Below are 13,031 nucleotides of genomic sequence, written 5' to 3' on the forward strand. Positions count from 1 at the left end.
CTACACGTCGCGCATCAGCAAACCAAACGCCAGGTCCAGCTCGGCCGGCAGGGGCACATACACCGTGTGCCCATCCCCCGGCGCTACCTCGATGGCGTCGCCCTTGGCGTTATGCAAGGTGGCCAGGGCAAAGTGAAAGTTGCCGGCCGGCGTCATCAGTTCCAGCTGATTGCCCACGGCAAAGCGGTTCTTCACCTTGACCTCGGCCAGCTCGCCCCGGCGTTCGCCGGTCAATTCACCGACAAACTGCTGGCGCTCGGAGACGGAGCTGCCGTTCTGGTAGTTCTGGTATTCGTCGTGCACATGGCGGCGCAGGAAACCTTCGGTGTAACCGCGCTGGGCCAGGGATTCGAGGTCGGTCATCAAGCGGCGGTCAAAGGCGCGACCGGCCATCGCATCATCAATTGCGCGGCGATACACCTGGGTGGTGCGCGCACAATAGAAGTGCGATTTGGTGCGGCCTTCGATCTTCAGTGAATGCACGCCCATGCGGGTCAGGCGCTCCACGTGCTGCACGGCGCGCAGATCCTTGGCGTTCATGATGTAGGTGCCGTGTTCGTCTTCGAACGCCGGCATCTGCTCAGTGGGGCGATTGGCTTCCTGCAACAGGAATACCTGGTCGGTCGGCGTGCCGATGCCCAGCGTCGGTTCGAATGCCTGGACGATGTCACCCGTGGCGTTTTCCACCGCCGGGGTGGCCTGGTATTTCCATCGACATGCATTGGTGCAGGTGCCCTGGTTGGCGTCGCGCTTGTTCATGTAGCCCGATAGCAGGCAACGCCCGGAATAGGCCATGCACAGGGCGCCATGGACGAACACCTCCAGCTCCATGGCCGGCACGTGTTGGCGAATCTCGCCGATCTCTTCCAGGGACAACTCTCGTGACAGGATCACCCGGCAGATGCCTTGTTGTTGCCAGAACGCCACACTGGCCCAGTTGACGGTATTGGCTTGAACCGACAAGTGAACCGGCATCTGCGCAAAATGCTGGCGCACCAGCATGATCAGCCCTGGGTCAGACATGATCAGCGCGTCCGGGCCCATGGCGACCACGGGGGCCAGGTCCTTGAGAAAGGTTTTCAGCTTGGCGTTGTGCGGCGCGATGTTCACCACCACGTAGAAACGCTTGCCCTGTGCATGGGCTTCCTGGATCCCGAGGGCCAGGTTGGCGTGGTCAAATTCATTGTTGCGCACGCGCAGGCTGTAGCGCGGCTGGCCGGCGTACACCGCATCGGCGCCATAGGCAAAGGCGTAACGCATGTTCTTCAACGTGCCGGCGGGCGCGAGCAGTTCGGGGGCGATCAGTGGGAGCATGGAGGTGTGAGCCGCAAAAGGCGCGAGGGTAGTGCAGGCCTTGGCGTGGTGCATTGACCCACGTCTAGATAAGCCGATCTATGCTTGTTCGATCAACCAGGGCACTCCCAGGTTTCGCTGCGGACTAAGCAACAGGGCCGACACCGGCCCTGTGCTTTTTTGACATGGATCGGACATGAATCAAACCAACCTGCAATTCAAGACCCTGCTGTTACTGCTGGCCCTGGTGACCGTCGCCTTCATCTGGATATTGCTGCCGTTCTACGGCGCGGTGTTCTGGGCGGTGATCCTCGGCATCATCTTCGCGCCCATGCAGCGCCGCCTGCAGCAGCGCTTTGGCTGGAACCGCAACCTGACCTCCCTGACCACCTTGACGGTGTGCCTGGTGATCGCGATTTTGCCGGTGATCATTACCAGCGCCTTGCTGGTGCAAGAGGGCGCCACCCTTTACAAGAACGTCGAAAGCGGCCAGTTGGATGTGGCCGGTTATATCGAGCAGTTCAAGCATTTCCTGCCGCCGTATTTCCAGCACCTGCTGGACCGCTTCGGCATGGGCAACCTGGAAGGGCTGCGGGAAAAGGTGGTGAAAGGTGCGATGCAGGGCAGCCAGTTCTTCGCCACACAGGCGTTCAGCTTCGGCCAGGGTACGTTCGATTTCCTGGTGAGCTTTTTCATCATGCTCTACCTGCTGTTCTTCCTGCTGCGCGACGGCCCGGAACTGGTACGCAAGGTGCGCACGGCGGTGCCATTGGCCGAGCCGCAAAAGCGCCGCCTGCAACTCAAGTTCAACCGGGTGGTGCGAGCCACGGTCAAGGGCAACGTGCTGGTGGCCGTCACTCAAGGTGCGCTGGGGGGCTTTATTTTCTGGTTCCTGGATATTCCCAGCGCGTTGCTCTGGGCGGTATTGATGGCGTTTCTATCCCTGCTGCCTGCGGTGGGCGCCGGGATTGTATGGGGGCCGGTGGCCGCCTACTTCCTGTTGAGCGGGTCGATCTGGCAGGGCGTGGTGCTGGCGCTGTTCGGCGTGTTCGTGATCGGCCTGGTGGACAACGTACTGCGCCCGATTCTGGTGGGCAAGGACACCAAGATGCCGGACTACCTGATCCTGATCTCGACGCTGGGCGGCCTGTCGGTGTTCGGCCTGAACGGCTTCGTGATCGGGCCGCTGGTCGCGGCGCTGTTCATTTCCTGCTGGGCGTTGTTCGTGGAAACCAAGCCGCGCGTCAAATTGCCGTTGCCCTAGGCTTCAAGCCCGTAGTTGGCAGCCAGTTGCAGTTGGGCGTCGGATAACGAAGTGAGCGGGCCGCTGATAGGCTCGCCATCGCGTACTACATACCAGCAGGCGAGCAAGCCCAGCTTGCGAAGAGGGGCGGGAACGGCGCTGCCGATGACGGACATGATCTGAACAGTGGGCATAAGTACCTCCAAACGTTATGGAGGTCACCTTACGGTGCGATCGCGCGTAGGAAAAATCACCTGGCTCGATAGTCAACATCAACGGCAGGCGTCAGTCCACCACCTGATCGAGCATGTGCACCACTTCCTGTTCGCTGAGCAGGCCCTTGCGCACCAGGTTCTCTGCCAGCAATGCCAGGAACTTCGCGCTGCGGTGGCCTTCCAGGTGCTTGAGTTCGGTCAGGGCACTATAAACCTTGCTGGATGTGCAGAGGCCAGCGGTGCGATGCGGATTTTGTGTAGGCATGGTCAATCGTCCGTAATTGTTATTGGGTGGACAAGGTCGATAGTGAAACGGGCTCGTGACACAAACATGACAGCGTTCGTACCAGTCGAGCAAGAGGAGATCCCAACCGGATCATGTGGGATTGCCGCCCGAGCATTGTCCTCACAACGACCTTTGCAAGATAAATCCAGACGTTCAAGGCAAAAAAAGGCCCCGCGTGTGGGCGAGGCCTGTTGCATGTACAGCAATGTGTTACCAGCCGTGGCGGTAGTAGCCGTGGGGCGGGCCATAGTAGCCGTAACCCCGTGGCGGGCCGTAATAGACCGGCGCCGGGCGGTAATAAACCTGTTGCTGCACGTACACCGGTGGTGGCGGTGCGTAGTAGACCGGCGGCGGAGCGGCATACACCGGCTGCGGCTGGACGTACACCGGTTGCTGCACATAAACCTCACGAGGCTGGCTGGCAACCACGGAGCCGACAACGGCTGCACCGACAAGAGCACCCAATACGGCCGGGCCGCCCCAACCACCACCGTGGGCGGAGGCTTGGCCTGCCATCGCGAGTGCGCCAATAAGCAAGGCGATCCTGGGGACTTTACGCATCATGGTCATTCCTCGGTTAGCCCCTGCGCTTGTGGTCTGCAATCAATAGACTCAAGGATTGTCGCGGGGATACTTTTAAGACAACGTATTTCTGAAAAACAGCACAGCCGATAGGTAAAGGTTGTGTAAGGTCTGTACCGATTTGCTTACTTCAAGGAGCTACCCATGCAGATGCACCCCAACAAGGACACCCAACTGTGCATGTCACTGTCGGCGCGTCCCGGGAATTTCGGCCTGCGTTTCCATAACCATCTGTATGAGCAGTTGGGCCTGAATTTTTACTATAAAGCCTTCAGCAGCCAGGACCTGCCCGGCGCGATCGGTGGCATACGGGCGCTGGGCATCCGGGGTTGCGGCGTGTCGATGCCGTTCAAGGAGGCTGCCATCGCTTTAGTGGACGAACTGGACGATTCGGTTCAAGCCATCGATTCCCTGAACACCATCGTCAACACCGGCGGCCGTCTCAAGGCCTACAACACCGACTACATTGCCGTCGAGCAACTGCTGAAAAAACACCAGGTACCGAAGGACTCAAGCTTCGCCCTGCGCGGCAGCGGCGGCATGGCCAAGGCCGTGGCCAGCGCCTTGCGTGACGGCGGTTACGCCAATGGCGTGATCGTGGCGCGCAATGAGGTGGCGGGCAGGGCGCTCGCACGTAACCTGGGGTATGAGTGGCAGGCTGAACTGGGCGGGTTGCGCCCACGCATGCTGGTTAACGTGACACCGATTGGCATGACCGGCGGGGCAGAGGCGGATCAGTTGGCGTTCGAGACCGATGCCGTTGATCAAGCCGAAACGGTGTTCGATGTCGTGGCGATCCCCGCTGAAACCCCGTTGATCGTGCGCGGGCGTGCCCAGGGCAAGCGGGTGATTACCGGCCTTGAAGTGATTGCAATCCAGGCATTGGAGCAGTTTGTGCTGTATACCGGCGTGCGTCCTACACCGGAGCAATTTCAGGCGGCCGTGGCGTTCGCCCGCACCTGACGGTTTAAGCGGGGAGCGATGTAGGAGCGAGGCGGGCGGCTAGCCCTTGCTCGCTCCTACAACTGGCAGCATGTTCCAAGTTGGACCCTCGTCAGGCCTGTTCCAACTGCGCCAGGCGTTCTTCCAGCGCCGCAATTCGCGCTTCCAGCTCTTCGATACGCTCGACGCAGACGCCCCCGCCGCCGCGCTCCACCGGGTTGCCGCGGGCGGCAATAATCGTTTCGATATCCGCCGGGTCCCCCAGCGCATGGGTATACCGGTCCTCGCGCTGCCCCGCCTGGCGCGGCACCAATAGCGCCAGGCCCCGTGCAATCAGGCGTTCGAGCTGATGCACTACCTGCTCGGCGTCCTCAAAGTCATGCATGCGCCCGCTGCGCGTCAGCAACTCATTGACCGTCTGCGGGCCGCGCAGGAACAGCAGCCCGATCAGGATCATTTGCGCGGGCACCAGTTCCAGCGCCTTGTCCACGCGGTGTTCCCAGCGGTCGGCGCGGCTGCCCATGACCAGCCGGGTATAACCCTGGCCTTCCAGCACGCGCAAGCTCTGGCCGACCTGGCCCTGGCTGAGATTGGTCACCGGTTCCCGGCTGGTCTTCTGGTTGCACGCCAGCACCAGGGCGTTGAGGGTCAGGGGGTAGGTTTCCGGGTTGGTCGCCTGTTTTTCGATCAGGCAGCCCAGGATGCGGATTTCCGTGCTGTTCAGGCGCGGCTCAGGCGTGTCGGTGTCGTGCTCGGCGGTCATCGCGCTTTCCCTATGCAGTGAATCCACTAGCCTAAGCCGGAAAAAATAAAAGACAAGCGGCAGGCATGGCTATAATCGTCGCTGGTTCCAACCCTGCCATTACCACGAGACTGACATGACCATTTCCCTGTATGCCGCTTCTATCCCAGTCTTCAAGCAAATGCTCAACGCCCTCAGCGATGTGCTGAACAAGGCCGAAGCCCACGCCACCGCCAAGAACATCGAGCCGAACGCTCTGCTGCAAGCGCGCCTGTTCCCGGATATGTTCGCGCTGGTGCGCCAGGTGCAGATCGCCGTCGACTTCGCCAAGGGCGTTTCCGCGCGCCTGGCCGAGATCGAAGTGCCGAAGTACGAAGACAGCGAAGTCACCTTCGCCGACCTGCAAGCGCTGATCGCCAAGGTGCTGGCCTTCGTCGATACCATCAAGCCCGAGCAGATCGACGGCAAGGAAGGCATCGAAATCGTCACCCGCCCAGGCACCCCGAAAGAGAAGCGCTTCAGCGGCCAGTCCTACCTGCTGACCTACGGCCTGCCGCAGTTCTTCTTCCACGTCACTACCGCTTACGCCTTGCTGCGCCATAACGGCGTTGAAGTGGGCAAGCGTGATTACATGGGCGCTTTCTAAGCACCCACTAAAAAGCCCGGGTGCGTTCTTCAACGAACGGCCCGGGCTTTTTTACAGCTGGCGTTCAAGCCAACCGTTCATCCTTGTCCAGGCACGCCGCCGCAGTGAACAGCACATCGGTGGACGAGTTGAGCGCGGTTTCCGCCGAATCCTGCAGCACGCCGATGATGAAGCCTACAGCCACCACCTGCATGGCGATCTCGCTCGGAATGCCGAACAGGCTGCACGCCAGCGGAATCAACAGCAGCGAACCACCGGCCACGCCCGAAGCCCCGCAGGCGCAAATGGCCGCGACCACACTGAGCAGCACGGCGGTGGGCAGGTCTACGGCAATGCCCAGCGTGTGCACGGCCGCCAGGGTCAGCACCGTAATAGTGATCGCGGCGCCGGCCATATTGATCGTAGCGCCAAGCGGGATCGACACCGAATAGGTGTCTTCATGCAGGCCCAGGCGTTTGCTCAACGCCAGGTTCACCGGAATATTCGCCGCCGAGCTGCGGGTGAAGAACGCGGTAATACCGCTTTCGCGCAGGCACAGCAGCACCAGCGGATACGGGTTACGGCGCAGTTTCCAGAACACGATGGCCGGGTTGACCACCAGCGCTACGAACAGCATGCAGCCGATCAGCACCACCAGCAGGTGGGCATAGCCGAGCAGGGCGCCGAAGCCGGAGGTGGCCAGGGTCGAGGCGACCAGGCCGAAGATCCCCAGCGGGGCAAAGCGGATCACCACGCGCACGATCAGCGTCACACCGTTGGACAGATCATCGAGCACCGTGCGGGTCGTTTCGCCGGCATGGCGAATGGCAATGCCCATGCCGATGGCCCAGGCCAGGATGCCGATGAAGTTGGCATTCATCAGTGCGCTGACCGGGTTATCGACCACGCTCAGCAGCAGGCTTTGCAGCACCTCGCCGATACCGCCGGGGGCGCTCACGGTGGCGTCATGGGTGGCCAGTACCAGGGACGACGGGAACAGCATGCTGGCAACCACCGCAACCACGGCAGCGGCAAAGGTACCCAGCAGATACAGGAACAGGATCGGCCGGATATGGGTTTCCTGGCCGTGTTTATGATTGGCGATAGACGCCATCACCAGCACGAACACCAGGATCGGCGCGACGGCCTTCAGCGCCGTGACGAACACTTTGCCGATAAACCCGGTGGCCTTGGCGGCCTCAGGCAGCAACAGGGCCAGCAGAATCCCGGCGATCAGGCCGATGATAATTTGGGTGACCAGGCTGACGCGCATTAAACGTTGCAGCAGGGAAGGGGCAGCAGTCATAAACAGTTGTCTCTGATTTTTTTAGTAGGGCACAGCATTGCAATGAGAAAGTACTGTAGGCAGCAGGCGCGAAGTCTAACATGCTGTAGGACGAGTCCCGTTCGCTGCGTCATTCCGTCACCCGCACTGTCGGATTTGGATTCATCGGCGCGGGCGTGTCATCAGGGCAGGGTGGTAAACAGTTCGCGTCGGGCGCCCTCGGTAATCGCCACGATGCCAGGGTGCTTGACCTTGCGCTCCACCGAGATGGCATAAAACGACTCGGTCACCGCGTCGGTCTGGCCGATCAGCGCCACGCCGTATTGGCGCACCACTTCATCGGCGATCACGCTGGGGGCGATAAAGATGCCGCTGCCCGATTGCCCGAAGGCCTGCATCAGCGCGCTGTCGTCGAACTCGCCGATGATCCTGGGTTGAATCTGCTGATCGGCAAACCAGCGTTGCAGACGGCTGCGCACCACGGTCTCTGCGCCGGGGATCAGCAACGGTGCGCCGTGCAAACACCCTGGGAAATCGCCGCTATGTTGGTCAGCCAATGCCTGGGTGGCGAAAAAACTGATGCCACATTCCCCCAGCTTCTGGCTGTAGCCCTTGATGTCCAGGTGCGTGGGCATCGGGCTGTCGGAGATCACCAGGTCCAGGCGCTGGATGGCCAGGTCGGCCAATAACCGTTCGAGTTTGTCTTCACGGCAGGTGATGCGGATCGGTTCGCTCAGCTCCATGGTGGGGGCAATCAGCCGGTACACGATGGACTTGGGCACCACATCCGCCACGCCGACGCGAAATACAATCTGCTGCTCGTTGGGTTGTGCGCGCAGCATCGCTTCCAATTCATTGCCGGTCTGGAACATCTGCTCGGCATAGGGCAGCGCCTGGCGTCCGGCTTCGGTCAGCTCCAGCTGACGGCCGACGCGCTGAAACAGTGCGATGCCAAAGGTATGTTCCAACAGGCTGATCTGCCCGCTGATGGTCTGGGGCGTGAGGTTCAGTTGCTCGCAGGCGCGCACGATGCTGCCGGTCTTTGCCACCACCCAGAAGTAATGCAATTGACGATAATTGAGCATGGCCTTCTACACTTCGTAAAAACCGAAGTATACGCGAGAAAAATACGAATTTTACTGAACTGTTCGCCTGCATAGAATGCGTCGCTATCGCGGGGCTACTATTTGGACCCAAGCGTTCTAACGAGGAATACATCATGAAACTCAATTCCCTGGGCGCGGCTGCACTGCTTGCGCTTTCATTGGTGATGATCGGCGGGTGTGATCAAGTCGAGAAAAGCGCGCAGCAGGTGCTGGGCAAAGCCACCGAAACGGCCAAGCAAGCAATCGATGACACCCAGAAAGCCGCTGAACAGGCATTGAGTGAAGCGACCCAGGGCCTGATCAATCCGCAGAAGAAGGATGATCAGCCAGAAAAAGATGCAGAATCCGATACCCAAGAAACCTAATTCCCCAGCACAACGTCAGGACTGACCTATGGATTATCTTTTACAACTGGCCGCCAGCCCCACCGCCTGGATCGCACTGGCGACCTTGATCGTCATGGAAATCGTGCTGGGCATCGATAACCTGATCTTCATCTCGATCCTCACCAACAAATTACCCGAGCAGCACCGGGCCAAGGCGCGGCGCATTGGCATCAGCATGGCGTTGGTATTGCGCCTGGGCCTGTTGAGCACCATCGCGTTTATCGTGCAACTGACGGCGCCGGTCTTCGAAGTGTTCGGCCAGGCGTTCTCGTGGAAAGACATGATCCTGATTGCCGGTGGCTTGTTCCTGGTGTGGAAGGCCACCACCGAGATCCATCACAGCATGGACCCGGAGCCTGAGGAAACGACCACGCTCGGCAATACAGTCGCCATCGGTTTTGCCGCGGCGATCGGACAGATCCTGCTGCTCGACCTGGTGTTTTCCATCGACAGCATCATCACGGCAGTGGGCATGACCGAACACTTGCCGATCATGATCATTGCCGTGGTGACCTCGGTGATCGTGATGCTGGTGGCGGCCGAACCCTTGGCCAAGTTCATCAACGACAACCCGACCGTGGTGATGCTGGCCCTGGGCTTTTTGATCATGATCGGCATGACGCTGATCGCCGAAGGCTTCGGCGCCCATGTGCCCAAAGGCTACGTGTATGCGGCCATGGCGTTCTCGGCGGCTATCGAGTGCCTGAATATCGCACGGCGTAACCGCCACAAGCGTTTGCTCGCTGCCCGCCAGTAAGCGCTGAACCAAAAGGCCGGCTGCGCTCATATGAGCCCAGCCGGCCTTTTGCTGTCTGCTAGAATCGGCGCACTTGATAGCTTGAGGTCCACCATGAACGAGCCGATTCGCCTTACCCAGTACAGCCACGGTGCGGGTTGCGGCTGCAAGATCTCGCCCCAGGTGCTGGAAGTGATCCTTGCCGGCAGCGGCGCGCAGAACCTCGACCCCAACCTGTGGGTAGGCAACGCCTCCCGTGACGATGCGGCGGTGTACGCCATCGACGACGAGCGCGGCGTGGTCTCCACCACCGATTTTTTCATGCCGATCGTCGACGACCCCTTTGACTTCGGCCGCATCGCCGCCACCAATGCCATCAGCGACATCTACGCCATGGGCGGCGACCCGTTGATGGCCATCGCCATTCTCGGTTGGCCGGTGAATGTGCTGGCACCGGAGATTGCCCGCGAAGTCATTCGTGGCGGCCGCGCGGTCTGCGACGCCGCCGGCATCCCGCTGGCCGGTGGGCACTCCATCGACGCCCCGGAGCCGATCTTCGGCCTGGCCGTGACCGGCATCGTGCACAAGCGCCATATGAAGCGCAACGACACCGCCACCGCCGGGTGCAAGCTGTACCTGACCAAACCCTTGGGCATCGGCATCCTCACGACCGCCGAAAAGAAAGGCAAGTTGCGCGAAGCGGATATCGGCCTGGCCCGCGACTGGATGTGCACCCTCAACAAACCCGGTAGCCGTTTCGGCAAATTGGCCGGGGTGACGGCGATGACCGATGTCACCGGTTTCGGCCTGCTTGGTCATCTGGTAGAGATGGCCGACGGCAGCGGCCTCACGGCCCGCATCGAGTATGCAAAAGTGCCCCGTCTGCCGGGCGTCGAGTATTACTTGGAGCAGGGTTGCGTACCGGGGGGCACCTTGCGCAACTTCGACAGCTACGCCAGCAAACTGGGGCGTGTGCAGGAGCTGCACAAGCGCGTGCTGTGCGATCCGCAAACCAGCGGCGGCCTGCTGATCGCCGTCACGCCCGAAGGCGACGCCGAGTTCCACGCGGTGGCCGCTGAACTGGGCCTTACCCTCGAGCCGATCGGCGAACTGCTTGAGCGACAGAGCAACGCGGTAGAGGTGGTTTGATGGCGACTGACATCACCGATTACCGCGACATCTTCCTCAACGACCGGCCGATGATGGATACCCGCGCGCCGGTCGAATTCACCAAAGGCGCGTTTCCCGGGGTGGTCAACCTGCCGTTGATGACCGACCAGGAGCGCCAACGTGTAGGCACCTGCTACAAGCAGCAAGGCCAGCAAGCTGCAATCGTGCTGGGCCATGAGTTGGTCAGTGGCGCAGTACTTGAGGAACGGCTGGCGCGCTGGACCGCATTTGCCAAGGCCAACCCTCACGGTTACCTGTATTGCTTCCGCGGCGGCTTGCGCTCGCAATTGGTGCAGCGGGTGCTGAAGGACGAGTCAGGTGTCGATTACCCCCGAGTGAGTGGTGGGTATAAGGCCATGCGCACGTTTCTGCTGGAGACGGTGGATCAGGCTGTTGAGCAGTGCGACTTCGTCTTGTTGGGGGGGCTGACCGGCAGCGGCAAAACCGAGGTCATCAACCAGTTGAACAATGGTCTGGACCTGGAAGGCTACGCCAATCACCGCGGCTCAAGCTTTGGCAAACGCGCGACGGGCCAGCCGTCCACCATCGACTTTGAGAACCGCCTGGCGGTGGACGTTCTAAAAAAGCGTGCACAAGGCATCGAGCAGTTTTTGCTCGAAGATGAAAGCCGCATGATCGGTAGCTGCGCCTTGCCGCTGAATTTGCACCGGGGTATGCAGACGTATCCGATGGTGTGGCTGGAAGAAAGTCTGGAAAACCGCGTGGAGCGGGTGTTGCGCGAATATGTCATTGAGCTGTGCGCAGAGTTCAATGCAGCGTTTGGCGAGTCGGGCTTTGCGCGCTTTGCCGAGCGTCTGACCCAGAGTTTGGCCAACATCCAGAAACGCTTGGGTGGGGAGCGCTTTCAGCGTTTGCATGCGCTGATGCAAGAGGCCCTGGCCGAGCAGGCCCGCAGTGCAAGCGTGGATTTGCATCGGGGTTGGATCGTCGGGCTGCGCGAGTACTACGACCCGATGTACGCGTTTCAGCGTGAAAAGAAAGGCGCGCGGATCGAGTTTGCCGGCGAGCAGGGCGCGGTGGTGGAGTATTTGCGCGAGCGGGCTGCTCGGGTGGGGTGAGTTTCGGATGCCATTGAGCTCACAACAGGTTGAGCCGGTTTCTTCAGTTAATGCCGGGAAACAGGAGTTTTGGCTCTCGAGCGCCGGATGTTCCAGTCCAAACGCCGCAGGCCCAATGTGGGAGGGGGCATGCCCCCGATTGCGGTGTAGCAGTCACCCTTTTTTTAACTGACAGACCGCCATCGGGAGCAAGCCCCCTCCCACACTTGGGTCGCGGAGTGCAATGAAGCCTTCACGCAAAACCTAAAGAATCACCGCCCCGATCAACCCGCACACCACCCCCATCAGCATGGTCAGCCCGGCCACCGTTACCAGCACCCGCGCATCGAAATCCTTACGCAGCATCAGCAGCGACGGCAGGCTCACGCTCGGCAGGGTCATCAGCAAGGCGACGGCCGGGCCGGTGCCCATGCCGAGGGTCATCATGGTTTGTACGATGGGAATCTCCGCCGCCGTAGGAATCACGAACAACGTGCCGACAATCGCCAGCGGTACCAGCCACACCAGGCTGTCGGCCATCGCCCCATCCACATGGGGGAACAGCCAGACCCGCGCCGCGCCAAGGATCAGCACCGCGAGGATATACACCGGGATGGTGCTCCAGAACAGCTGCCACAAGGTCCGTAACCAGCGCACCAGGAACGATTCGGACTCAACCGTGCTGACTTCGGCCACAGCCTGCAGCGCCGCTTCCGGCACTTGCTCCGGACGTGCAATGCGCTGCGCCACCCACGACACACCCACCACCAGCACAATCCCCGCCACCAGCCGCAGCGCGGTAAAGCCCCAGCCCAGCACAAACCCCATGAACACCAACGTGGCGGGGTTCAAGACCGGGTTGGCGATCCAGAACGCCAGCGCCGCGCCGACCGATACCTTTTGGCGCCGCATACCCGCCGCGACAGGCGCCGCGCAGCAGCTGCACATCATGCCCGGCAAGGCGAACAGCCCGCCACGCAGGGTCGAGCCCAGGCCGGCGCGGCCAAACAGGCGCAACAGCCAGTCGCGAGGGATCAACACCTGTAACAGCGAACCGAGGATTACCGCCAGTACGGCGGCCTTCCAGATCGCCAGGAAATACACCTGGGCATAGGCCAGCGCCGCTGCGAGGGGCGAGCTTTGCTGGTCATTGAGAATCGACGCGCCGATGCTGTGGTTATCGGCCGCTACAAAAGCCTTGAGGTAGTAGGGCGACCATTTCACATAGTAGAGGCCGATGCAGGCCACCAACAGAAACAGCGCAGGTTTGCACCAGAACGACCAGCCCCGGTTGGGCTGGGCAGAAGCGAGGTTGGGCATGGAGATGATCCGCAGATGAGTCAATAGCGGCCATCATACGCG

General features: G+C 60.9%; 15 protein-coding genes. 7 read left to right on the plus strand and 8 right to left on the minus strand.

Going from position 1 to position 13,031, the window contains the following annotated elements:
• Positions 1 to 1,314, minus strand: coding sequence for a tRNA 5-hydroxyuridine modification protein YegQ (yegQ, locus tag C4J85_RS09195; RefSeq protein WP_124406810.1), 1,314 nt, complete (start codon positions 1,312 to 1,314; stop codon positions 1 to 3).
• 175 nt (positions 1,315 to 1,489) lie between these two features.
• Here yegQ and C4J85_RS09200 point away from each other — a divergent pair, with 175 nt between their 5' ends.
• Positions 1,490 to 2,557: an AI-2E family transporter gene (locus C4J85_RS09200; protein WP_124362109.1), complete on the plus strand. Its 1,068-nt coding sequence runs from the start codon at positions 1,490 to 1,492 to the stop codon at positions 2,555 to 2,557.
• Here C4J85_RS09200 and C4J85_RS27460 read toward each other — a convergent pair.
• The 3 genes from C4J85_RS27460 to C4J85_RS09210 all read right to left on the minus strand — a co-directional run bounded on the left by C4J85_RS27460 (position 2,554) and on the right by C4J85_RS09210 (position 3,607).
• A complete protein-coding gene (locus tag C4J85_RS27460; RefSeq protein ID WP_164487856.1) occupies positions 2,554 to 2,730 on the minus strand; it encodes a hypothetical protein in 177 nt (58 codons plus the stop codon). The genes C4J85_RS09200 and C4J85_RS27460 overlap by 4 nt on opposite strands.
• Positions 2,731 to 2,821: 91 nt before the next feature.
• Positions 2,822 to 3,016, minus strand: coding sequence for a hypothetical protein (locus C4J85_RS09205; RefSeq protein WP_033899765.1), 195 nt, complete (start codon positions 3,014 to 3,016; stop codon positions 2,822 to 2,824).
• 231 nt (positions 3,017 to 3,247) lie between these two features.
• A complete protein-coding gene (locus C4J85_RS09210) occupies positions 3,248 to 3,607 on the minus strand; it encodes a hypothetical protein (protein ID WP_124362110.1) in 360 nt (119 codons plus the stop codon).
• A 156-nt stretch (positions 3,608 to 3,763) separates the two neighbouring features.
• On the opposite strand from C4J85_RS09210, the gene C4J85_RS09215 reads away from it, so the two are divergent.
• Entirely contained in the window at positions 3,764 to 4,582 is an 819-nt protein-coding gene (locus tag C4J85_RS09215; protein ID WP_124366535.1) for a shikimate 5-dehydrogenase, read from the plus strand.
• A 91-nt stretch (positions 4,583 to 4,673) separates the two neighbouring features.
• On the opposite strand, the gene C4J85_RS09220 is transcribed toward C4J85_RS09215, so the two are convergent.
• On the minus strand, positions 4,674 to 5,324 hold the full coding sequence (locus tag C4J85_RS09220; protein WP_124366536.1) for a YceH family protein: 651 nt from the start codon (positions 5,322 to 5,324) through the stop codon (positions 4,674 to 4,676).
• A 115-nt stretch (positions 5,325 to 5,439) separates the two neighbouring features.
• Between C4J85_RS09220 and C4J85_RS09225 the strand changes: the two genes are divergently transcribed.
• The gene (locus tag C4J85_RS09225; protein ID WP_124362113.1) at positions 5,440 to 5,949 is read left to right on the plus strand and encodes a DUF1993 family protein; all 510 of its coding nucleotides are present in this window, start codon (positions 5,440 to 5,442) and stop codon (positions 5,947 to 5,949) included.
• 64 nt (positions 5,950 to 6,013) lie between these two features.
• Here the strand turns inward: C4J85_RS09225 and sstT are convergent, their stop codons facing one another.
• Together sstT and nhaR are read right to left on the minus strand one after the other, a co-directional pair.
• Complete coding sequence (sstT, locus tag C4J85_RS09230) at positions 6,014 to 7,234, minus strand: serine/threonine transporter SstT (protein ID WP_124366537.1); 1,221 nt, start codon at positions 7,232 to 7,234, stop codon at positions 6,014 to 6,016.
• A gap of 161 nt (positions 7,235 to 7,395) precedes the next feature.
• A complete protein-coding gene (nhaR, locus tag C4J85_RS09235) occupies positions 7,396 to 8,298 on the minus strand; it encodes a transcriptional activator NhaR (RefSeq protein WP_124362115.1) in 903 nt (300 codons plus the stop codon).
• Positions 8,299 to 8,432: 134 nt separating this feature from the next.
• Here nhaR and C4J85_RS09240 point away from each other — a divergent pair, with 134 nt between their 5' ends.
• From C4J85_RS09240 to mnmH, 4 genes are all read left to right on the plus strand, one after another.
• A complete protein-coding gene (locus tag C4J85_RS09240) occupies positions 8,433 to 8,684 on the plus strand; it encodes a hypothetical protein (RefSeq protein ID WP_124362116.1) in 252 nt (83 codons plus the stop codon).
• 28 nt (positions 8,685 to 8,712) lie between these two features.
• Positions 8,713 to 9,462, plus strand: a complete 750-nt coding sequence (locus tag C4J85_RS09245) for a TerC family protein (protein ID WP_124366540.1) — start codon at positions 8,713 to 8,715, stop codon at positions 9,460 to 9,462.
• A 93-nt stretch (positions 9,463 to 9,555) separates the two neighbouring features.
• Entirely contained in the window at positions 9,556 to 10,590 is a 1,035-nt protein-coding gene (gene selD, locus C4J85_RS09250) for a selenide, water dikinase SelD (protein ID WP_124362118.1), read from the plus strand.
• Positions 10,590 to 11,690 carry a tRNA 2-selenouridine(34) synthase MnmH gene (mnmH, locus tag C4J85_RS09255; protein WP_124409491.1) on the plus strand — a complete coding sequence of 367 codons (1,101 nt, stop codon included), beginning with the start codon at positions 10,590 to 10,592 and terminating at the stop codon, positions 11,688 to 11,690. The genes selD and mnmH overlap by 1 nt, the downstream gene beginning before the upstream one ends.
• Positions 11,691 to 11,933: 243 nt before the next feature.
• Here mnmH and C4J85_RS09260 read toward each other — a convergent pair whose 3' ends face one another.
• Positions 11,934 to 12,989, minus strand: a complete 1,056-nt coding sequence (locus tag C4J85_RS09260; protein WP_124409492.1) for a permease — start codon at positions 12,987 to 12,989, stop codon at positions 11,934 to 11,936.
• Positions 12,990 to 13,031: the final 42 nt, after the last annotated feature.

Source organism: Pseudomonas sp. R4-34-07 (assembly GCF_003852375.1).
Taxonomy (GTDB): Bacteria; Pseudomonadota; Gammaproteobacteria; order Pseudomonadales; family Pseudomonadaceae; genus Aquipseudomonas.

Coding starts and splice junctions, on each gene's coding strand:
- C4J85_RS09225 (WP_124362113.1), top strand. CDS start 5,440: ATGACCATTTCCCTGTATGCCGCTTCTATCCCAGTCTTCAAGCAAATG.
- C4J85_RS09240 (WP_124362116.1), top strand. CDS start 8,433: ATGAAACTCAATTCCCTGGGCGCGGCTGCACTGCTTGCGCTTTCATTG.
- yegQ (WP_124406810.1), bottom strand. CDS start 1,314: ATGCTCCCACTGATCGCCCCCGAACTGCTCGCGCCCGCCGGCACGTTG.
- mnmH (WP_124409491.1), top strand. CDS start 10,590: ATGGCGACTGACATCACCGATTACCGCGACATCTTCCTCAACGACCGG.
- C4J85_RS27460 (WP_164487856.1), bottom strand. CDS start 2,730: ATGCCCACTGTTCAGATCATGTCCGTCATCGGCAGCGCCGTTCCCGCC.
- C4J85_RS09220 (WP_124366536.1), bottom strand. CDS start 5,324: ATGACCGCCGAGCACGACACCGACACGCCTGAGCCGCGCCTGAACAGC.
- C4J85_RS09205 (WP_033899765.1), bottom strand. CDS start 3,016: ATGCCTACACAAAATCCGCATCGCACCGCTGGCCTCTGCACATCCAGC.
- C4J85_RS09215 (WP_124366535.1), top strand. CDS start 3,764: ATGCAGATGCACCCCAACAAGGACACCCAACTGTGCATGTCACTGTCG.
- C4J85_RS09210 (WP_124362110.1), bottom strand. CDS start 3,607: ATGACCATGATGCGTAAAGTCCCCAGGATCGCCTTGCTTATTGGCGCA.
- C4J85_RS09200 (WP_124362109.1), top strand. CDS start 1,490: ATGAATCAAACCAACCTGCAATTCAAGACCCTGCTGTTACTGCTGGCC.
- C4J85_RS09260 (WP_124409492.1), bottom strand. CDS start 12,989: ATGCCCAACCTCGCTTCTGCCCAGCCCAACCGGGGCTGGTCGTTCTGG.
- C4J85_RS09245 (WP_124366540.1), top strand. CDS start 8,713: ATGGATTATCTTTTACAACTGGCCGCCAGCCCCACCGCCTGGATCGCA.
- selD (WP_124362118.1), top strand. CDS start 9,556: ATGAACGAGCCGATTCGCCTTACCCAGTACAGCCACGGTGCGGGTTGC.
- nhaR (WP_124362115.1), bottom strand. CDS start 8,298: ATGCTCAATTATCGTCAATTGCATTACTTCTGGGTGGTGGCAAAGACC.
- sstT (WP_124366537.1), bottom strand. CDS start 7,234: ATGACTGCTGCCCCTTCCCTGCTGCAACGTTTAATGCGCGTCAGCCTG.